The sequence below is a fragment of the Clostridium guangxiense genome, from assembly GCF_021043395.1.
Classification (GTDB): domain Bacteria; phylum Bacillota; class Clostridia; order Clostridiales; family Clostridiaceae; genus Clostridium_S; species Clostridium_S guangxiense.
In genome coordinates this window covers 280,017-302,703 of the sequence record NZ_JAJNKE010000001.1, presented here as the reverse complement: position 1 = coordinate 302,703, position 22,687 = coordinate 280,017, and the positions used below count along the sequence as shown (strand labels likewise).

Genomic DNA, 22,687 nt, shown 5'->3' with positions numbered 1-22,687 from the left:
AGTTAGATAAGAGCATAAATATGTTTGGAGGTATAAAAATTGTCACAATATAAGGATGAATTAATAGAAAAGCTTAAAAATAAAACAGCTAAATTGGGTGTTGTAGGGTTAGGATATGTTGGACTTCCACTCGCTGTAGAAAAGGCAAAGGCTGGATATAAGGTAATTGGCTTCGATGTTCAGTCACAAAAAGTTGAAATGGTTAATGCAGGCAAAAACTATATTGGAGATATAATTGATAATGAGCTTAAGAATTTGGTTAACAATGGAATACTTAAAGCTACTACAGATTTTAGCTTTGTAAAGGAAGTTGATACTGTTTGCATTTGTGTTCCTACACCACTTGATTTGTATAAGCAACCTGATTTATCATATGTTGAAAGTTCTACAAGGAGTGTAGCAAAGTATTTACACAAGGGAATGCTAGTAGTTTTAGAGAGTACAACATATCCTGGAACAACTGAGGAGGTTTGTAAACCAATACTTGAGGAAAGCGGATTAAAATGCGGAGTTGATTTCTTTCTTGCATTTTCACCTGAAAGAGTAGACCCTGGTAATAAACAATTTAAAACTAAAAATACACCTAAGGTAGTTGGTGGATGTACTGCTGAATGTACTGAAGTTGCTGCAATGTTATATAGAAGTGTTCTTGAAAGTGATGTTAAAGAGGTATCTTCTCCAGCAGTGGCAGAAATGGAAAAAATACTTGAAAATACATTTAGAAATATAAATATAGCTTTGGCTAATGAAATGGCTATGTTATGTAATAAAATGGGTATAGATGTTTGGGAAGTCATAGATGCAGCTAAAACAAAGCCTTATGGTTTTATGCCCTTTTATCCAGGTCCAGGTCTTGGAGGACATTGCATACCACTTGATCCATTTTATCTTGAATGGAAGGCAAAAGAATATGATTTTCATACTAAATTAATCGAAACATCAGGAATAATTAATGATTGTATGCCTGAATTTGTGGTTGAAAATGTAATGAAAGTATTAAATGGAGCTAAAAAAGCACTTAATGGTTCAAAAGTACTTTTAATGGGAGTAGCATATAAAAAGGATATAGATGATATGAGAGAATCACCTGCACTTAAGGTAATAGATAACTTACTCAAAAATGGAGCAGAAGTAATTTATAATGATCCATATGTAAGTTCATTTAAACACAACGGTGTAGAATATAAATCTGTAGATTGGAAAAGTGAAATAAGGAATGCGGACATCGTGGTTATAACTACTGATCACAGCGATTATGATTATGAAAAAGTGGTTGCTGAAGCTAAACTTTTATATGATACAAGAAATGCAACTAAGGATGTTAAGAATAATAGAAATAAAATCAATAAGCTGTAATTTTACGTATACAATATTTAAGTTGCACAAGGTAAATTTTACTTTGTGCAATTTGTGTAATCTATGAAAAAGATTATACCTTGAGATAAATATTTAAACATTAAATACTCCGGAGGTATAGAATATGACATATAAAATATGCCACATATCTACTGTTCATTCATCGGCAGACGTGAGAATATTCCAAAAGGAATGTGTCACTCTAGCAAATGAGGGGTACGATGTATATTTTATTGTTACAAGCGATAAAAGTTATGTGAACAGTAAAGTTAATATAATCCAATTAAGTAAAAAAAATAACAGGATGTATAGAATGTTTATTAAGACTATGGAAGCTCTTTTTAAGGCACTTAAGGTTAATGCTGATTTATATCATTTTCATGATCCTGAACTCATTATTGTAGGAATATTTTTAAAAATTTTTGGAAAGAAAGTTGTCTATGATGTGCATGAGGATGTACCATCTCAAATATTGGCTAAAGATTGGATTAAAATTAAATTCCTTAGAAAAATAATATCTGGCATGTTTAATCTTTTTGAAAAAAGTATTTCTAAACTTTTTGACGGAATAATATCGGTTACACCTGAAATTCTTGAAAAGTTTAAAGTTAGAAAAAAAGCTTTGCTTAGAAATTATCCTATAGTTAATATGATAGAAAAGTCACTTCCTGTATCCAGAAAAGGGAAAAAGTATGTGGTAATATATGCAGGTGGACTTATGAAGATAAGAGGAATAAAGGAAATTGTTGATTCAGTTGCATATTTTAATGGTGAAGTTGAATTTTGGCTTTTAGGAAAGTGGGATAGTAGTGATTATAAAACTGAATGTGAAAAATCAGATGGATGGAAGTATACAAAGTACATAGGCTTTAAACCACTCAATGAAGTGTATTCTTATATGAAAGCAGCAGATATAGGTATATGCACTCTTTATCCGGTGAAGAATTATTTAAAGAGTTTACCAATAAAGGCTTTTGAATATATGGCGTGCGGTATGCCAATTTTGATGTCAGATTTTCCATATTGGAGAGAAAAATTTCAAGATGCAGCCGAATTTGTAGATCCACAGGATCCTAAAGAAATATATAAGAAGATAAAATATTTAATGGAAAATAAACAGGTGATGAAAGAGATTGGCAAAAACGGTATTGAAAGAGTTAAAAAGTACTATAGTTGGGATGATGAAAAAAAAGAGTTATTAAAGCTTTATGATAATATTTTGGGCATTGAAGGAAAATATATGGAGGACTAAATGGTTAACTCAAAGACAAAAAATGTTTTTAAATATAGTGCTATAATTACGGTTATGTTGGTATTAAGCAAGATAACTGGTTTTGCAAGAGAGCTGCTTATAGCTGTTAAGTTTGGAGCAACTAGGGAGTCGGATATATATAAAATAGCAACTACAATGCCTAATGTGTTGTTTAGTGCTGTTTCTGCTGCTATAGTTACAACATTTATACCAGTATTTTCTAATATTAAAAATGACAAAAAAAGGTCTGATGAGTTTTTTACCAATATTGTAAACATAGTATCTTTATTATGTATCGTACTTTCTATTGTTGGAATTTTAATTTCACCTGTATTAATTAAGCTATTTGCAGTAGGTTTTAAGGGAAATGATTTTGCCCAAGCTGTAACAATGACAAGAATTGTGATGCCTACAATATTATTTTTAGGTATTAGCGGTATTTATACTGGATATTTGCAGTCTTATGGTGTATTTATTCAACCAGCCTTAACAGGTATAACTGCTAATATTGTTATTATTATTGGAATAGTTGTTTTTTATAAATTTGGAATAATTTCAGCTATAGTATCAGTGCTTATAGGCTCTATAATGCAAATGTTAGTTCAGCAGCCTTTTATAAAAAATTATCAGTATAAAAAATTTATAATAAATTTTAAAGATGAGCATGTGAAACTTATGTTTAAAATGGCAGTGCCAATTTTAATAACCACAGCGGCTTCTCAGATTAACACTATGGTAGACAGAAGATTTGCCTCTAGTTTTGCGGCGGGCAGCATATCTGTAATTGATTATGCCAATAAAATAAGCACAATTATAAATCAAGTATTTATATCATCTGTTACGACTGTTTTATATCCTATGCTTACAGATAAATTTTCCAACAGAAGTAGAGAAGAGTTTAATTCTTTCTTTGTTAAGTCTGTGAATATAGTATCTGTTGTTGTAATACCACTTGCTTTTTTAATGATGATTTTAAGTATGCCACTGGTGAAATTACTTCTTTTACATGGAAAATTTGATGCTAAATCAGCGGTTATTACAGCAGATTGTTTAAGAATTTTAGCCTTGAGTTCTATAGGGTATTCACTTATAGATATATTAGGTAAAGTATTTTTTTCAACAAAAGATACAATAACACCTATGATTAATGGCTTTATTATAATAACTTTAAATATAGTATTTATTTTTGTTTTTGCACCTAAATTTGGTGTTAGAGGTCTTGCTATAGCAGTTGTTTTTTCTACTATGATTTCAAGTATAATAATGCTTGCAGAGTTAAGACATAAGCTTGAAAATGTCAAGTTGCTTCCAATGGTATCGGTTATACTTAAAGTTATTATTTCAGGAATTGCCATGGCTGGTATAACATATTTTACATATTATAAAGCTTTGAATTTTATAGGAGATAATACTATTGGATTATCATTTAAAATAATCATTTCTGCAGGTTGTGGTTTGGCAATATATTATATTTTGATGGTTTCATTTAAGGTTAATGAAATTAAATTTTTAGTTAATATGAAGAGAAAAAAATAAACGTATTGGGGTTGTCGCACTAAAAAAATTGCGAAGCAATCATAATAGTGAAGGGTTTTAACGTGCAAAGCGAAGTTAAAACCCTTCATTTTAATTAGTTCGTAATTTTTTATATTTAGTGTGACGACCCCTTAGAATATATATCATTATATAAATTTAATATGATTTTAGAGTTGTTTTTCCATAGAGCTTTTTTATGTATAAGTTCAATATTTTTTTCAGCGATTATAGGAAATTTGGAAAAATTTTCAATGCACCAATTTAAAGCTTTTTCTACCTCAACCTCATTTATCGAATTTATTACCAAACCATTTTTTTTGTCTTCTATCCATTCTAGATTTGCAGGTAAGTTTGAAACTATAGGGAAAACACCGCAACACATACTTTCAAGTAAACTTACAGATGTGGAATCAGATGAGGGAATTGAAATAAAAATATCATTTGCAGTAATTAAGTTTCCTAAATCATTAGAATTAAAAGCTCCCCAAAATTTAACATGATTCTCTATTTTTAATGATTTTACTAAGGTCAATAGAGAATTAAATTCACTTCCTGAAGCTGCGATATTTAGATATATATTATCGTGCTTTTTTAAGATTTTAGAAAATCCTTTAATTATTATATCTATATTGTAAATTTTTTCTAACCTTCTATAACTTAATACATTTATTTTACTTTTGCTTGTGCTATATATATGTTTGTAGTTAGTTAATGAAGTTTCAACTCCCATAGGGAATGTAAGTATTTTAGATTTATTCCCACCAAGCTTAATTATTGCTTTAGACATATAATGAGAATCTGATGTGATAAAATAAGAATGCTTTATTACATACTGTACAATTTTTTTCATAATAAATGATTTATTTGGTGCAACTAAAATGTCAGAGCCCCAAGCAGATACTATTGTTTTATAACCCTTTAGGGAGACAGCGTAAAGACCACAGGTATTAACCTGATGTGCGTGTAGTATATCTGGATTTATATTTTTAATTAACTTGTGAACCTTATGTACCATTAAAGGATAGTTTTTTAAGCTATAATTTATATAATGAACCTTTGCACCTTTAATAGGGACGTTTGAGTGAGATATTACATGGACATCATTTCCAAGAGATGCAAAGTAATTTACCCATTTTACAGTATGAGAACTAGCTGAATTTGCAATATAGCATATTTTCATCTGATTACCACCTTAAAGTATTTAAATATAAAACTATGTATTTAGTATGTTAAAAATGACATTTTTAAAGGAGTTAAAGTTTTGCCGTTTGTAGATTTTAAATTACTTATATATAAGCAATATACAGCATTACTAGTATAATTGTTATTAGGTGAAACTACAACAGTTTTTTCATCATTGGATAATTGCAAGTTTGTATTAAATACATTGCCTAAAGCATCTTCTATCCATACAGTACTACTATTTAGAGAATTTTTATCTATAGTGTTGTTGAATTTTATACTCCAAGTTTTGTTTGAGGAAACAAAGTTGTTTGTTTGATTAAAATTGTTAAATTCTAATCGCTTTGATATTTCTTCATTTTGAACGTTTAATACGTCATTTGTTCTAGAGATTGTTGTGAGTTTGTTTCCACCTAAGTCTTGAAAATAATTTTTTTGCCAAGTGTTGAAATCCATGCTTGTGTTGTGGGCATATATAACTAAACCATTAGTTTTGGCATAACAATTATTGCTAAAGGTATTATTGTCTGAGCTATTCATCATTACGACATTATACTCACTGTTTATTGAGCCAAATACATTATTTTTTAATACATTGCTATTTGAATTTTCTTCTAATCTAACATCGTAATTTTTATTACCATAAAAAGAATTTCTATATATAAAATTATGCTGAGCGTTTGTGAAAATTGTAAGACCATAAGCATGATTATTATATATTTTATTGTTTGAGATAGTACAATAACTTCCACCATTAGGTTCACCATAAAATTGTATACCAGAACCTATATTATTATAAATTTCATTTCCATCTATTATGATATGTTTTACGCCATAACCAATGTATATTCCATGATCTCTATCAGATCTATTTGCAGGCAAACTTATATCGTGAATTTTAGAATTTTCAATTGTACAATAAGAAGCATTCCCATCAGCAAAAATACCTTCTGTTCCATTGTTGCCTGTTTGTGGACCATTAATGCCATATATATTTAAATTGCTTAAATTTATATGGTTTACATTATCTCCGCCTTCTCCATTTAGCCATACCCCAGAACCTGTATAATTTGTTATGTTTAAACCTGATATATTCCAATAAGATGAATTATGGAAAACCAATCCATTTCCCATTTCTGTGTCATCTCCATCAGCATATAAAGTTACTGTTTCATTTGGATAATTTTTTATAGTATACCAAGCAGTAGGAGAACCATTTCCATAAATATCGATTCTTTCACGATATGTACCTGCTCTAATTATTAAAGTATCACCAGGTTTCATATAATGGTAAATTGCATTTTTTAGTGTTTTTAATGGATTGTCTATATTTCCTGTGTCACTAGTGGCTTGTGACCAATCACAATCAAATCCATTTGGTGAAACATAATATGTTCTGGCGTATACCTTTGTTTTGCCAGAGAATGCTGTTAATATAAACACTAATGTTGTTGAAAGCAAAAGTAAAAATAGTTTATTTTTATTTCTCATAAGCTCAATTCCTTTCAATTCAATTAAAATAGACAATAAGCATGTACAATTATACAACATAATACAGGAAATTTAAAATTTAATTAATAAAATTTGGTTACAATAAATATTATTTTAATGACAAAAAAATGATGTTGTATTATAATAAGCATTAGATATCTTTAAATACTTAGATTTTGAGGTGAATATTTATGAAAAAACTAAAGTTTGCAATCATTGGATGCGGGAGAATTTCATATAAGCATGTGGAAGCTCTTGTAAATAATAAAGATGAGGCTGAACTTGTTGCAGTATGTGATATAGTAAAAGAAAAAGCCGAAGGTAAGGCTAAAGAATATAAAGATAAAATTGATTTGGATGTAAATATAAAGGTATATACTGACTACAAGGAAATGCTTGATAAAGAAAATATAGATGTTGTTACAATTGCAACTGAAAGCGGATATCATCCAGAGATTGCAATATATTGTATGAATAATAAGAAGAATGTTATATGTGAAAAGCCTATGGCTCTTTCAATAAAAGATGCAGACGAAATGATTAAGGTTTCAAAAAGCAATAACGTAAAATTATGTGTAAGTCATCAAAATAGGTTTAATAAGCCAATTCAGCAGCTAAAAAAGGCGCTAGATGAAGGAAGATTTGGCAATATAATAAATGGAACAGCTAGAATACTTTGGAATAGAAATATGGACTACTATAAACAAGCACCCTGGAGAGGTACATGGAAGCTTGATGGTGGAACATTAATGAATCAATGCATACACAACATAGATTTGCTTCAATGGATGGTAGGAAGTGAAGTCGAAAGCGTATATGCTGAGTGTGATAATTTTATAAGAGATATAGAGGCAGAAGATTTTGGAGCAGTTTTAATTAGATTTAAAAACAAGGCTATAGGAATAATAGAAGGAAGCGCATGCGTTTATCCAAAAAATTTAGAAGAAACACTAAGTATATTTGGTGAAAAAGGAACGGTTGTTATAGGAGGACTTGCTGTCAATAGGATTGAAACATGGAGATTTGAAGATGGCAAGGATAGTGAAGATGATATATTAAAAGCACAGGCTGGTGATCCTGATTCAGTATATGGTTTTGGGCATACACCTTTATTTAGGGACATGATAGATGCTATTAATAATAATAGGGAACCTCTTGTTAGTGGCGAAGAGGGTAAAAAGGGTATGTCAATTATACTGGGTGCTTACAAATCAGCACTTACAAAAATGCCAGTGAAATTTCCTATTGAAGATTTTTCAACATTGGATATGAAATAATTAAGTTTGAATTTTTAGCATTATATGTAATGGGTTTTGGTTGAATTACATGTGTAAGGTTGTAAGTGGAAAGTTAACTTGAGTGTATATTTAAAATATAGATTGAAAAAGAGATAATATGCATGTATAAGTTAGCAAGTAAAATGATTTTACAATAGTTTTATACATGTAATTTTTCACGAAATATTAAAAGTGAATAGAGGTAATTTTATGAATTATATTTCAGACAAAAGCAGTATAGGTGGAAATACTAAGGTTGGTCATTTTGCTGTAATAGAAGATGATGTGGTAATAGGCAAGAATTGTCTTATTGGTAATAATGTTGTTATACACAATGGAAGCAATGTTGGTGATAATGTTAGAATAGATGATAATACAGTTATAGGAAAAGAACCGATGAGATCAGTAAATAGTATCTTTAAGGAAGAAAAAAAATATGAACCATGCATTATTGAAAATGGATGCTTAATAGGTGCGGGTGTGGTAATATACTGTGGCTGTAAAATAGGAGAAAATACATTGGTAGCTGATTTAGCAACTGTAAGAGAAAATGTAACAATCGGCGTTAAAACAATAATAGGTAGAGGAGCAGCTATTGAAAACTATTGTACAGTAGGTTCAAACTGTAAAATAGAGACAAATGTATATATTACTGCTTATTCACAAATTGAAGATTATGTATTTATAGCACCTGGAGTTGTTACTTCTAATGATAATTATGCTGCACGCTCTAAAGAGAGATACAATCACTTTAAAGGGGTAACAGTAAAAAAAGGTGGAAGGATTGGAGCTCAGGCAACTATACTTCCTGGTAAGGTTATAGAAAATGATGGGTTTGTTGCTGCAGGCAGTGTAGTTACTAAGGATGTAAAGAAGGAAAGCATTGTTGCAGGTAACCCAGCAAAGTATTTTAAAAATGTTCCTTTAGACCAACTTTTAAAAAATCAATAAGCGCTTCATAGAACGTCATTTGGGAGGAAAAAAATGCTTGCAATACATAAAAAAAATTATATTTACTTAGTTGTTTTACTGATATTTAGTATAGCTAATGCATTAATAAGTGGTACTTATGTAACGGGAAGTATATTTGTAGTTTGTTCTGCAATTGTAATTTTAATAACAAATCCTGAAGAAATGTATGAAAATCTAGTGTATACACTTATAATTACATCAGTTATGGATTATACATACTATATACACACTTCAAAATTATATGTTTTTCATGTGTTCTTAGTAATAACTACAGTGGTTTCAATTTTTAAATTTATTCAAAATAGAGAAAAAATAGTAAGAAATATAGATAAAAAAATTGCATTGTTTTTTGCTATTTGGTTTGTATATATTTGTTTAAGTGTGACTTGGTCTGCAAGTAGAAGTGCAAATATTAAATACATTGCTATATATTTAATGATGTTTGCATTTGTATTTGATATAGTAATTTACCATGCAGTTGGCAATAGTTTAAATAGAACTATAAAAGTTTTTGGATTTATGGTTTTAGTGTCCGTGATTGTAGGTTTGTTTGAAATTTTACTTGCAAAGCAGTTACCAGTTCAACATTATTATGATGTATATAAACAATATAAGATTCAAAAATCGACTTTGGTTGAATTAAGAAGTAGACCTATAGCCTTTTTCTTTAATACAAATAATTTTGGAACCTTTTTAACTATTGGAATTCCATTTTTACTTACAATAAGTTATTTTGTTAAAAACAGGAAAGTACAAATTTTTTCTGTTATAGCAGGATTTATAAGTTTTGTTGTACTAGTATTAACTGCATCAAGAACTAACTACTCTGTATTAATGTTAATTTTAGCAGTTTATTCAGTTGTTATTTTATATAATAAGAAGAATAAATCTTTTATTTTTACAGCTGGCTTTGGTATTGTTACAATAGCAAGTGCAGTTACAGTAGTATCTTCTAAATTTGGTAAATATGGAGTGCCTATTATGCTGGCGTTTGTTGTGATATATGGCATTTTCTTGATTTTGGAGAAGAAACCCAAAATATTAGTTTTTCCAATTATATTTATTATATTATTTTTTGTCGCTTACAATTATTCATCCGTGCTAAGCGCTAAAAACGATTATAGACAAAAAGTAGCTAATAGTGCAACTGCACTTAAGGATATTGAAAAAGGTACAGGAATAGGTAAGGCTGATTCTGTAAATGAGAGAATAACTGTTGCTTATGATATTATTAACGCAGTTATAAAACAAAAACATTTATTAGGTGTTGGAGTTGGAAATTCATCTTATTATGTAGAAAAAGCAAACAATACTCATAAAACTTACGATCCTCATGGATGGTTTATAGAATTGTTTGGAGATTTTGGAGTTTTATTTTTTGTTTTATATCTTGTGTTTTATGCATATTTACTTAAAAGGCTTTATACTTCATATAAAAATGGAGACAATGCTCAAAAATATATTTCATTATCTTTATTTTTAGCTTTAGGTGGATTTATATTCGGAAGTTTTTCACCAAGTTCAGTAACATACTTTTTGCCTCATTGGCTGCTTTATGGATTATGTATATCATGTATTGACGAGAAAAGAAACATATAGTTATACGAAAGGAATTTGTTGAATGAAGAAAAAAAGTAGCAGCATTATTAAAAGTGTTACAATTATTGCCTTCTTTACATTGTTTGCCAGAGCATTAGGACTTTTAAGGGATATGATAACTGCATCAAAATTTGGTGCTAATAAAGAGTTAGATGCTTATGTTGCAGCATCTAATGTTCCTATGATTATATTTATGACTATTGGAACGGCAATTACAACAACACTTATTCCTTTATATAATGAGAAACTTCAAGAAAGTAAGGAGTCTGCAAATAAATTTGCAAATAACGTTCTTAACTTTTTTGTTTTAGCAACAGGTTTGATATCTATAATTTGTATCATTTTTAATAAACCAATTGTACACATTTTAAATCCAGGTTTTAAGGGAAGCCAAGAAAGTTTAACTGAAGTGCTGACCGTAATACTAGTTCCAACGTTAATTTTTAATGCAGTTATATATATTTTCAACGGAGTGCTGCAGTCGGAAAACAGTTTTACTATCCCTTCATTAGTTTCAATACCACTAAATGCTATTACCATAGTATATCTTTTTATATTTGGTGATAGACTTGGGGTAATGGGGCTTACCATAGCAACATTTGCAGCAACATTTATGCAAATAGTGCCGCAGCTGTTTGCCATAAGAAAAGTTGGATTTAAATACAGTTTTTTTGTGGATTTTAAGGATAAAGCGCTAAGACGTATGGAGTGGATGATAGTACCAGTTATAATAGGCGTAAGTGGGCAGCAAATAAATAGTATGGTAGAGAGAGCTGTTGCTACCAATTATAGTTCCGGAAGCTTAACTGCGTTAACATATTCCTATAGAGTGTTTACGCTTTTTGTTGATGTATTTGTAGTTGCAATTTCAACTGTAATATATCCTATGATGTCTAAACAAACCGTTGAAAATGATTTGACAAATTTAAAAGTTACACTTAAAAAGTATGTAAATATTTTACTGGTGTTAATAATTCCTATTACGGTAATTATAATGTTAGAAGCCAATAGTATTATATATATATTATTTGAAAGAGGAAAATTCAATAGAACAGCTACAATCGCAACAGGAAGCTTGCTTTTAACCTATTCGCTTGGATTGCTGGCATATGGTCTTAGGGATTTTATTTGCAAAGCTTATTATTCCTTTAAAGATACCAAAACACCCATGATTAATAGTGCTATTGGTATGATTATAAATGTTATATTAATATTCGTATGTATAAAATTTATGGGACTTACTGGGCTTGGACTTGCTAATTCAATTTCAACATATATTTGTTGCTTTTTACTTATTTATCAACTTAGGTATAAAATAGGAAAATTCAGTATAAAATCTGGAATTATAACTTTTTTTAAGACTTGTTTAGCATGTACTATAATGGGTTTGTATATAAAAGTTTTAAATACATATTTATTGGTAGGCCTAGATTCAACTATAATTGTTTTATTAAAACTTGTAGTTATATGTGGTTCTGGCTTGTGTATATTTATTTTAGTTTCTTATATCTTAAAAATAAAAGAAATTGGAGTAATTGCGGATATTGTAATTAATAAAATAAAAAAATCTGATAAGTCAGAGGTGAATTAAATGAAAATATTGTATATTACAGCACAAACTCCTTATGGTGATGGGGAACAATTTATTCCACCAGAAATTATAGAAATGATGAATAAGGGTAATGAGGTGCTTGTTATGCCTTTAAGACCTAATCATAATTTATCAAAAGGAGAAGAAATAAGACAAGTGGCTGAACATACTAAATATGTTCCGCTTATTAGTGTTAAGGTTATTCTTAGTGCTGTGCCTATATTCTTTAGACACCCTTTAAAATATTTTAGTCTACTTGGAAATATATTTGTGCATTCGGGAAGTATACTTAAGACTTTAAAGAATTTGCTCCTAATTAGTAAGGGACTCGTTGCTAGTGATTTTGTTATAAAGAATAATATTGAGCATATTCATGCACATTGGGCTTCAACTCCATCGACGACGGCGTTTATTGCATCATATATGTCTGGAGTTCCATATAGTTTTACTTCTCATAGATGGGATATAGCTGAAAATAATATGCTTAGAAAAAAAGCTGAAACAGCTAAGTTCATAAGAGTTATAGATGATCCTGGATTTGAGGAGATGATTGGTTTTATAGGTGAGGATAATAAGAAAAAATGCCATAAAATTCATGTTGGAGTTCAAATTACAGATGCAGAAATAAAGCCTAAAAAGAAAAGAGACTATTTTTATATAGTTACTCCTGCTAATTTTGTTGAGAAAAAAGGTCATAAATATTTAATTGAGGCAATTGAACATCTCAAAAAAATGGGTTATAGTATAAAATGTAGTTTTTATGGAAGTGGACCTTTGGAGAAAGAACTTAATGAATACATAACAAAAATGAAGCTTGATGACTGTGTTAAAATTTGTGGTAAAATAGCCCATGATGATTTGCTTAGGCTATATTTAAATGGTGAGGTTGATTGCGTGGCACTTCCAAGCATAGTTACTAGTGATGGTGAAAAAGAAGGGATACCTGTTTCGCTTATGGAAGCAATGGCGTACAATATTCCAGCTGTTTCAACATATACCGGTGGTATACCGGAACTTTTAGGTGACGACTCAGGAGTTTTGGTTAATGAAAAAAATGTAGATGAGCTTACAGAAGGTATTAAAAAGTTAATTGATGATAAAAATTATAGAGAGAAAATTGAAAGAAATGGATACAAGAGAGTACATGAAGAATTTTATATATCTTCAGTTGTTGATAAAATGCTAAGGCTTATGAAAGATTGATAGGAGTGAATCAGATGAAAATATTGACGGTAGTAGGGGCAAGGCCACAATTTATGAAGGCCGCTGCTGTTTCTAATGTAATCAGGCAAAAGCATGAAGAAATACTGGTACACACTGGACAGCATTATGATGAAAATATGTCAAAAATTTTTTTCGAAGAATTACGAATACCAAAACCAGATTATAATTTAGGTGTTGGTTCTGGAAATCATGGAAAGCAAACAGGAACTATGCTTATAAAGTTGGAAGAAATTTACGAAAAAGAAAGACCTGATTTAGTTTTAGTATACGGAGATACTAATTCAACCTTAGCAGGTGCTTTATGTGCAAGCAAACTTCTTATTCCTGTAGCTCATGTAGAAGCTGGACTTAGAAGCTTTAATATGAATATGCCGGAAGAACAAAATAGAATACTTACTGATCATATTTCAAAATATCTTTTTGTTCCAACAGTTACAGCTGAAAAAAATCTTAAAAAAGAAGGCATTGAAAAAGGTGTCTACAATGTTGGAGATGTAATGTATGATTCAGTTATTCGAATTGGAAAATTGGCTAAGGAAAATTCTGAGGTTTTAGAAAAACTAGATTTAAATGATAATGAATATATTCTTACAACAGTACATAGAGCAGAGAATACTAATGATCCTAAGAGATTGAAAAACATAGTTGAAGCATTGAATGAGAGTGGTAAAAAAATAGTGCTTCCACTTCATCCAAGAACTCATAAGTATATACAAGATTACGGTTTGGCTTTTAGTGGTAATATAAAGGTTGTTGAACCTGTTGGACCAATTGACATGATAGCTTTAGAAATGCACTCATGTAAAATAGTAACAGATAGTGGTGGAGTTCAAAAAGAAGCATTCTTCATGCATAAGCCATGTATTACAATGAGAGATGAAACAGAATGGGTTGAAACTGTTGAAAATGGGTGGAATAAACTTACTGGAACGGATAAAAATGAAATTATAAATGGAATTAATAGTTTTAATCCAACAAATGAGCAAGAAGAAATATTTGGAGATGGAACAGCAGCAAAAAAAATATTAGATATACTAGATCGTTATTAATTCGGGGAGTGAAAGAATGAAAATATTGTTTTTAACTCAATATTGTCCACCGGAAGTTGGAGCGCCACAAAATAGAATTTTTGAAATGGCAAAGCATTTAAAAAAATTTGGACATGAGGTTACTATACTTACAGCGATGCCAAACTATCCTAAGGGTGAAATATTTGATGGCTATAAAGGAAAAAAGCTAGTTGAGGAAGAAATAGATGGAATAAGCATTGTAAGAACAAGTATATATACGTCTAAGGAAAAAACCTTTGTTAAAAGACTTAGAAATTATTTATCTTTTACTTTTTCCTCCATGTTTACAGGTGCTAAAAATGTTGGAGATCAAGATGTGGTAATAGTAGAGTCTCCGCCATTATTTCTTGGCTGGTCAGGATATCGTATAGCAAAGAAGAAAAAGGCTAAGTTCATATTTAATGTGTCAGATTTATGGCCAGAATCAGCTGTTAAATTAGATATGCTTCATAACAAGATGCTTATAAGCTTATCAACAAAACTTGAAGAATTTTGTTATAGAAAAGCAGCTGCAGTAACTGGTCAAACTCAGGGAATAGTAGATAATATAGTATCTAGAGGTTTTGATAAGAATAAAGTTCATGTTATAACCAATGGAATAGATACAGAGTTATTTAAACCAGAAAACAGAGATGAAAAGCTTAGAGAAGAGTGGGGCATTAAAGATAAATTTGCAGTTTGCTATGCTGGAATACATGGTCTTGCGCAAGGACTTGAAGTTATTATTAATGCTGCAGAAATATTAAAGGATTATGGAAATATACAATTTGTATTTGTGGGAGAAGGACCTGAAAAACCAAAGCTTATAAATATGGTTCAAGAAAAGGGACTAAATAATGTTAAGTTTATAGGTCTTCAACCTAAGAAGAATATGCCTAAAATAGTTGCTTCTATGGATGCTGCTATTATACCTCTTAAAAAACTTGATATTTTCAAAGGAGCTCTTCCTTCTAAGATATTTGAGACTCTTTCATCCGAAACAGCTATAGTGTTATCAGCTGAGGGTGAAGCAGAAAGACTTATAAAGTCAGCTGATGCAGGTATAGTAGTAGAACCAGAAAATTCTAAAAAAATGGCAGATGCAATTTTAAAATTATATGAAAATCCTGAGCTTAGAGACAAACTAGGTAAAAATGGAAGAAAATATGCTATTGAAAATTACTCAAGAGTTAATATAACTAAAAAGATGGAAAAGATACTTTTGGATTTAGATAAATGATTTATTTATAATGATAAAACATTATGCATTACAGAATGTTAATATTTTGTAATGCATAATTTAAAATTGATTTTATTAAGCCTAAAATGGCAATAATAAGAGATGGTGATTTTTATGAAGCTCTTGGAAAAATTAATGCTCGGAATTATGTGCATATATTTATTTATATTGCCCATAAATAACTTTAAAGTAGATAAAATAGAAATGTTGTTCTTTGGAATATTAATATTATATAATTTATTATGCTTTATAATAAAAAGTACAAGAGAAAAAGCTATAATGGACTTAATTATGTTTTTTAAAGATTCCTTATGTTTAGCTCTCTTAATTTTTGTAGTTATAATGTGTATATCAGTATCGTATTCTAAAGATAAATCAATTGCGTTAAATGAAGCTATAAGGTTTTTTTCCTATGTTATGATTTTTTACACAATTAAATTTAAATTTAATGAAAAAGGTTATATAAAAAAAATAATAGCAGTGTTGTACTGCAGTGCAGCAGTTGTTGCTGTTGTCGGAATATATCAATATATTACTGGTGGAAAAGGTGTTGCTAAAGAGTTTAAAACTGGCTTTGATTATACTAAAGTTAAGATACCATCAACATTAGATAATCCAAATAGTCTTGCAGCATTCATGGTTATAGCTATTTTTCCTGTTATTATGATGATGATATATGAAAAAAATAAGCTCAAAAAAAGTTTATATGGGTTGTTTACATTAGCTATGTTTTTTAATATAGTCTTCACTTTTTCTAGAAGTTCATATGTTGGGATTGGGGTAGGGTTAATTTGCCTATTGTTTTTTTATTCATTAAAAATGCTTATTGTTTTAGTGCCAGTATTTTTATTTGGCTTTTTTAATTCTAAAGTTCGAGAGAGAATTTTAAATATAGCTAGCAATTCTCAAAATATTACAAGAATTAAATTGTGGAAAATAGCTTTAAAGATGATTAAGGACCACCCTATACTCGGTGTTGGAAATGGAAACTATGTTACAAGATATGATGAATATGTGAAGCGATATCCTTATTTGGAATATGGATACAGTCATTTTCCAGTTCACAATTCGTATCTTAAAGTATTTAGTGAACTTGGAATAATTGGAATAGTTAATTTTATCTCTATAATAATATTAGCGATTATTCATGTAAAAAGGTTTATAGATATGACAAATGATAAGTTCTTTAAATATTTTTTTACTGGTTTTTTAGCAGCGACAATTGCATTTTTAGTAATGAATACTGTAGACAATTTATTTTTCGTTCCCAAAGTAGCTACTTTTTTCTGGGTACTTTTAGCTTTATCAGAAGCGGCATATCTAAGAGAGAGAAATTTATAATATAAGGGAGTAGGTTATTAGATGGATAATGATATTGTAATAGATCCTATAAAAGATATTAAAAATAAAAAAGTCCACTTTATAATAAAAAGATTTTTTGATTTTATTCTTTCTTTAATTGGTATAGTAATACTAAGTCCTATACTTTTAATCTTGTTTATTGCTATAAAATTAGATTCAAAGGGACCAGCAGTATTTAAGCAAGTTAGAGTTGGAATAAATGGTAGAGAATTTAAAATATATAAATTTAGAACTATGATAGTGAATGCAGAAAAAAAAAGAGCCCTAGATATAGATCCTGAAAACTTAGGTAAGTTTGTATTTCAAAGTAAAAGCGATAATAGAATAACAAAAGTTGGAGGCTTTTTAAGAAAGACTAGCCTTGATGAATTACCTCAGCTTTTTAATGTTCTAATTGGAAATATGAGTTTAGTTGGACCAAGACCAGAAATACCAGATGTGGTTAAATTTTATCCAGAAAATTATAAACAAAGACTTATGGTTGTGCCTGGCATCACAGGTTTAGCACAAGTCAGCGGAAGAGGAGAAATTGAACTTGGAAAAACTATTTTTTATGATTTAACCTATATTAAAAATTTTTCAGTGATTTATGATTTCAAAATTTTACTTAAGACATTTGTATCTGTATTTAAGCATGAAGGAGCATTTTAATCTATAAAGAGGGTTGAACCAGTGAAAAAGCTTATTAAGAGTGTAATTAAATTAATTTTATGCATTAATATATTTATAATTAAATTTAAAGCTAAGATTTTAGGAGATTATGTTATAAATAGATATATTGAAAATTGTAGTGAACGCTTTCTGGCGTTCTCCATGCAAAAGTTTGGGGTACACATTGCTTTAAATGCTAATATTAAAAGAGGTTTAATACTTGATAATACATATCGCCAATATACTAAGTTGCATATTGGTGATAATTGCTTTATAGGCAGAAAAGTTTTTCTTGATCTTGCTGATGAAATTTTCTTGGAAAAAGATTCTGTTGTGTCTGAAGGAGTAAGTATAATTACCCATCAAGATGTTGGCAAAAGAATGATTAGCAAATTCTATAGGAGAAAGCAAGCTAAAGTTTTAGTAAAAGAAGGAGCATTTATAGGTACGAATGCTACTATTTTATGCGGTATAACTATAGGTAAGTGTGCGGTAGTAGGTGCAGGTGCAGTAGTAACTAAGGATATTCCTGATTATACTGTTGCAGCAGGTGTTCCAGCAAAATTTATAAAGAAACTTGAAGGTTGAATTTTAGAGGGATTGTAAATCTCATATGGAGGACTGATTATGTCTGTAAATATACTTGGTTATGAAATATACAGTGACACAAAAAATAGGCTGCTAAGAGATATTAGCAATATGAATAAAGTTAATATAATTTCTGGAAATCCAGAGGTGCTTTATAATGGTCTTAATAGCAAATTCTTATTTGATAATTTTACAAATAAAAATTCTATAATAATACCTGATGGTGTGGGTGTTGTACTTGCCTCTAAACTCATAGGTAAGCCTGTCAAGGAAAAAATTGCGGGTATAGAAGTTATGGAAGAAATAATAAAAAAGTGCGAAGCTGAAAATAAGGGTATATATCTTGTTGGAACAAAGCAGGAAATACTTGAAGCTTGCGTACAAAATATACAAAAAAAATATCCCGAGTTAAAAATAGCAGGTTTTCGCAATGGTTTTTTTGATTTAGATAATTGCGACGATATTATTGAAGATATAAAAGCATCTAAGCCGTATGCTATTTTTGTTGCTATGGGAAGTCCAAGACAAGAAAGGTTTATAGTTAAGTACATGGATGAACTTCCGTGCAGTATTTATATGGGCGTCGGTGGAAGTTTTGATATTTTCGCAGGAGTTTTAAAAAGAGCACCAAAATGGATGATTAAATTAGGACTTGAATGGCTTTATAGGGTTATTAAAGAGCCATATAGGATAAAAAGATTAGGTGCGATACCTGTTTTCTTAATTAAAGTCTTAATAAATAAATAAAAGCATAGTTAGTATTTTTAAATATGCTTAAGAGGAAGGTAGAAATGAATAAAGTAGCTAAGAATTTTTTGTTTGTAAGCGTATCTAATTTATTAGCTCAAGTTATGGTTTTTTTTACGGGAACTCATTATGCAAAAATAATAGGAAAGTCTGCGTTTGGAGATATTACAACGGTTCAAGCGATAATGACGTATTTAACTATGTTTGTTTTGTTTGGACTTCAAACTTATGGGACAAGAGAAATTGCAAAGGATAAAGATAATACACCTTATATTGTAGGGGATACCTTTGCATTTAGAGCAATACTTATTATTCTTGTAGCTATAATAATATTTTTTATTTATGAGCTATTTGGTATTAATGAGAAAAATAGTTCCTTAAGAGTGCTGTTACTAGTATATGGAATTACGCTGATTCCAGCAGGCATGAATATAGATTGGGTATATAATGGAATTCAAGAAATGAAGTACAATGCAGTGTATAATATAATAAAAAATATTATACCTTTTATTTTAATATATGTTTTTTTAAAAAGTAAAAGCCAAATTTATTATATACCGTTATTTACATTTATAGCTTTAGTTCTTGGAAGTGTGTATCAATTATATATTTATTTTTTTAAAGTGAAATTTAAGCTTAAAATTAATTTAAACAGAGAAAAAGTAAATAACTATGTTAATTTTGGTTTTCCATTCTTAGTGTCTGGCATTTTAGCTATGATAAATGGAAATGTAGATAAAATTATAATAGAATTTACTAGAGGAAATACTGAAGCAGGTATTTATTCCTCTGCTTATTACATTATTAATTTTTTAATGAATGTGGAGACTATGATCTTTACAGTTGTATTCCCACTTTTTATTAGCTATTATAACAATAAAGATACAAAATCCTTGAATAAAATAGTAGATAAAACCTCAAAGATTATTATAGCAGTAGTTATGCCTCTTGTTTTGGGTGGCCTCATACTTTCAAAGGATATTATGCTTATTTTCTTTGGTGAAAGTTATGCTGAAGCATATGCTCCTTTTTCTATACTTTTAATATACATATTAATTCTTTTTATAAGGGAAATATATGGATATGGACTTAACGCTTGGAATATGGAAAAGAAGTATTTAAAAGCTGTTACGGTTTCCTCGTTTTTTAATTTAATAATGAATCTTATTTTGACACCTGTATATGGAATGAATGTTGCTGCGTTTATAACCGTTATTTCAGAGGTTATAAATCTTTATTTAATGAGGAAGTATTCATCCAGTGTTGTTAAGGTTTCTTCATTAAAGTATATTTTAAGAATATTAATACCATGTATTGCGATGTGCATTGTAACTGTGGAATTAAAAATTTTTATGGTTAATGCTATAATAAATATAATAGCTAGTGCTTTAGTTTATTTAGCTTCAGTGTTCTTATTTAAATATATCACTTTAGATGAAATAAAGGATTTCTTACTTAGAAAGAATGGTGTATGATGAGATATTGTGTTTTATATCCAAAAACAGAAAATGTACATTTGACAAAGGATGTTGGAATGATTGCATATAAATTAAATAAACTATACGGATATGATGCGTTTGTAGCAACTTATAAAAATGGAGAATATCCATATTTAAAAGATGAAGTTAAGGGACTAAAAATTGACTTTATAAAAAAAGAGCATGGTCACTTTAAGGATATATACTTGTATGTAAAAAAAAATGCTCATATAATAGATGTACTTCAAATATTCCATATGACTTTGAATTCTGTATTTTATGCCTTTATATATAAAATGTTTAATAAAAATGGAATCATATTTTTAAAGTTAGACTGTACAAAGGTTCTTGTAGATAAAATTAAGAAAATGAATATGGTACAGAGGCAGATATTAAATGTATTTTTAAAAAGAGTAGATATTATAGGTGTAGAAAAAAAAGAAATATTTAACGAGCTTAAAAGTGAATTAAGGTTGCATAAAACAAAATTATTAAACATATCTAATGGTTTGGATTTTGATAGGGGAGAAGTCAAACTTAAAGCTAAATTTGATGATAAAGAAGATATAATTTTGAGTGTTGGCAGAATAGGAAGTCCTGAAAAGAATTCTAAAATGTTAATGGACGCTTTTGCTAATATAGATGAAAATAAGCTTGGAAATTGGAAACTTGTTTTTGTAGGACCTATAGAAGAAAAGTTTGAAGAGGAAATAGATAACTATTTTAAGAGGTATGAATATCTTAAGAAAAAAGTAATATTTAAAGGACCAATATATGATAGAAAAGAACTTTATAATGAATACAGGAAGGCTAAAATATTTTGCCTTACTTCTAAATTTGAAAGTGTCGGAATAGCACTTATTGAAGCTGGAGCTATGGGTGATGTTATTATTTCTACTAATGTAGGTATAGCAGATGAAATTGTAAATGGTGATAATGGAATTTTAATAGAAGTAGGTGACATTTCAGCACTTACTGACGGCATTAATAAATTAATTGAAAGCAAAAATTTATCTCAGGCATCTTATGCAACAGAAAAGTTTTGTAGGGAGAATTATGATTGGGACATTATAGTTAAAAAACTTCACAGCAAAATAATAGATATAAAGGAAAATGATATATATGAATGAACCTAAAGTTTTTATTATAATACTAAATTATAATACAATTAATGATACTTTAGAATGTATCAAAAGCTTAAAAAATATACATTATAGTAATTATGAGATAGTAGTTGTAGATAATTCGGAAGCTATAGATTGCTATAATTCGCTTAAGCTTAAGTTTAGTGAATACAAAATAATAAGAGCTGATCAAAACCTTGGATATGCCAATGGAAACAACATAGGGATAAAATATGCTTTAGATAATGGAGCAGATTACATATGTGTTTTAAACAATGATGTAGTTGTAGAGGAAGATTTTTTGTCTAAAATAGTTAAGGTGCTAAATGCAAATAAATGTGTGGGAATTGCAGGACCATGCATATGCGAATATAAGGATAAAAGTAAAGTACAGTGTGCAGGTGCTAATATAAGTTTGTATACAGGTCTTACTAAACGCATAGGTATGGGAGTGACCTATGATAATTCAAATAAGGGAAATAGCACTGTTGATTTTCTTGGAGGAGCCTGCTTTGTATGTAAAAGAGAGGTTTTTGAGAAAATAGGTTTAATACCTGAAAATTATTTTTTGTTTTTTGAAGAAACAGAATTTTGTATTAGAGCACAAAAAAATGGATACAAGTTGTTATGTGTATATGAAAGTAAGGTTTATCATAAAGGTTCAGCTACAATTTCTAAGTTTGGTGGGCTTAGTTATTATTTTCTAAATAGAAATAGAGTTGTTTTTATAAAAAGAAATTCTAATGCAATTCAAAAGCTTGTGTTTTCAATTTATATTTTTATTGAAGCAATTGGAAGAATTATAATAAGAAAAGAACCTAAGCAGCTTATAAAGAACTTAATTTGTGGGTTTAAAGCGGACATAAATTTGGTTGATTTGAAGGAAATAAGCTATTTTATTAAATGAATAGGCTATGGTTTAAATAAGTATAAAAGGGAGCATTTATTTATAACAAAACCAATGAATA

19 protein-coding genes are annotated in these 22,687 nt (G+C 29.2%); 17 read left to right on the top strand and 2 right to left on the bottom strand.

The genetic code is table 11. The features are described from left to right. The first annotated feature begins 39 nt into the window (after positions 1-39). The 3 genes from LQK79_RS01530 to murJ (LQK79_RS01520) all read left to right on the top strand — a co-directional run bounded on the left by LQK79_RS01530 (position 40) and on the right by murJ (LQK79_RS01520) (position 4,144). Complete coding sequence (locus tag LQK79_RS01530) at positions 40-1,356, top strand: nucleotide sugar dehydrogenase (RefSeq protein WP_053241077.1); 1,317 nt, start codon at positions 40-42, stop codon at positions 1,354-1,356. Between the two features lie 124 nt (positions 1,357-1,480). Next, positions 1,481-2,608 carry a glycosyltransferase family 4 protein gene (locus LQK79_RS01525; RefSeq protein ID WP_231015231.1) on the top strand — a complete coding sequence of 376 codons (1,128 nt, stop codon included), beginning with the start codon at positions 1,481-1,483 and terminating at the stop codon, positions 2,606-2,608. Next, on the top strand, positions 2,609-4,144 hold the full coding sequence (murJ, locus tag LQK79_RS01520) for a murein biosynthesis integral membrane protein MurJ (RefSeq protein ID WP_231015230.1): 1,536 nt from the start codon (positions 2,609-2,611) through the stop codon (positions 4,142-4,144). A 115-nt stretch (positions 4,145-4,259) separates the two neighbouring features. Here the strand turns inward: murJ (LQK79_RS01520) and LQK79_RS01515 are convergent, their stop codons facing one another. Continuing rightward, positions 4,260-5,324: a glycosyltransferase family 4 protein gene (locus tag LQK79_RS01515; protein ID WP_053241071.1), complete on the bottom strand. Its 1,065-nt coding sequence runs from the start codon at positions 5,322-5,324 to the stop codon at positions 4,260-4,262. Between the two features lie 41 nt (positions 5,325-5,365). Continuing rightward, positions 5,366-6,817, bottom strand: coding sequence for a right-handed parallel beta-helix repeat-containing protein (locus tag LQK79_RS01510; protein WP_231015229.1), 1,452 nt, complete (start codon positions 6,815-6,817; stop codon positions 5,366-5,368). Positions 6,818-7,008: 191 nt separating this feature from the next. Here LQK79_RS01510 and LQK79_RS01505 point away from each other — a divergent pair, with 191 nt between their 5' ends. The 14 genes from LQK79_RS01505 (at position 7,009) to LQK79_RS01440 (ending at position 22,626) form a co-directional block, all read left to right on the top strand. Beyond that, positions 7,009-8,094, top strand: coding sequence for a Gfo/Idh/MocA family protein (locus LQK79_RS01505; RefSeq protein ID WP_053241069.1), 1,086 nt, complete (start codon positions 7,009-7,011; stop codon positions 8,092-8,094). 210 nt (positions 8,095-8,304) lie between these two features. Continuing rightward, positions 8,305-9,045 carry an N-acetyltransferase gene (locus LQK79_RS01500; protein WP_053241068.1) on the top strand — a complete coding sequence of 247 codons (741 nt, stop codon included), beginning with the start codon at positions 8,305-8,307 and terminating at the stop codon, positions 9,043-9,045. 33 nt (positions 9,046-9,078) lie between these two features. Then, positions 9,079-10,665: an O-antigen ligase family protein gene (locus tag LQK79_RS01495; protein WP_231015228.1), complete on the top strand. Its 1,587-nt coding sequence runs from the start codon at positions 9,079-9,081 to the stop codon at positions 10,663-10,665. A gap of 22 nt (positions 10,666-10,687) precedes the next feature. Continuing rightward, positions 10,688-12,256, top strand: a complete 1,569-nt coding sequence (gene murJ, locus LQK79_RS01490; RefSeq protein WP_231015226.1) for a murein biosynthesis integral membrane protein MurJ — start codon at positions 10,688-10,690, stop codon at positions 12,254-12,256. Continuing rightward, positions 12,257-13,459 (top strand): glycosyltransferase family 4 protein, encoded by a 1,203-nt coding sequence (locus LQK79_RS01485; protein WP_231015225.1) that lies wholly within the window; start codon positions 12,257-12,259, stop codon positions 13,457-13,459. 14 nt (positions 13,460-13,473) lie between these two features. Further along, positions 13,474-14,529, top strand: a complete 1,056-nt coding sequence (gene wecB, locus LQK79_RS01480) for a non-hydrolyzing UDP-N-acetylglucosamine 2-epimerase (protein WP_231015224.1) — start codon at positions 13,474-13,476, stop codon at positions 14,527-14,529. 16 nt (positions 14,530-14,545) lie between these two features. Further along, on the top strand, positions 14,546-15,769 hold the full coding sequence (locus tag LQK79_RS01475; protein ID WP_231015223.1) for a glycosyltransferase family 4 protein: 1,224 nt from the start codon (positions 14,546-14,548) through the stop codon (positions 15,767-15,769). Positions 15,770-15,883: 114 nt separating this feature from the next. Beyond that, positions 15,884-17,110: an O-antigen ligase family protein gene (locus LQK79_RS01470; RefSeq protein ID WP_231015221.1), complete on the top strand. Its 1,227-nt coding sequence runs from the start codon at positions 15,884-15,886 to the stop codon at positions 17,108-17,110. 21 nt (positions 17,111-17,131) lie between these two features. Continuing rightward, positions 17,132-17,782, top strand: coding sequence for a sugar transferase (locus LQK79_RS01465; RefSeq protein WP_053241059.1), 651 nt, complete (start codon positions 17,132-17,134; stop codon positions 17,780-17,782). Between the two features lie 21 nt (positions 17,783-17,803). Continuing rightward, entirely contained in the window at positions 17,804-18,370 is a 567-nt protein-coding gene (locus LQK79_RS21020) for an acyltransferase (RefSeq protein WP_331000622.1), read from the top strand. Between the two features lie 39 nt (positions 18,371-18,409). Further along, positions 18,410-19,117, top strand: a complete 708-nt coding sequence (locus LQK79_RS01455; protein WP_053241056.1) for a WecB/TagA/CpsF family glycosyltransferase — start codon at positions 18,410-18,412, stop codon at positions 19,115-19,117. 44 nt (positions 19,118-19,161) lie between these two features. Continuing rightward, positions 19,162-20,592 (top strand): flippase, encoded by a 1,431-nt coding sequence (locus tag LQK79_RS01450; RefSeq protein WP_231015220.1) that lies wholly within the window; start codon positions 19,162-19,164, stop codon positions 20,590-20,592. Next, on the top strand, positions 20,589-21,725 hold the full coding sequence (locus LQK79_RS01445; RefSeq protein ID WP_331000621.1) for a glycosyltransferase: 1,137 nt from the start codon (positions 20,589-20,591) through the stop codon (positions 21,723-21,725). The genes LQK79_RS01450 and LQK79_RS01445 overlap by 4 nt, the downstream gene beginning before the upstream one ends. Continuing rightward, entirely contained in the window at positions 21,718-22,626 is a 909-nt protein-coding gene (locus tag LQK79_RS01440; RefSeq protein WP_053241054.1) for a glycosyltransferase family 2 protein, read from the top strand. Before LQK79_RS01445 ends, LQK79_RS01440 begins: the two co-directional genes overlap by 8 nt. The last annotated feature ends 61 nt before the right edge of the window (positions 22,627-22,687 follow it).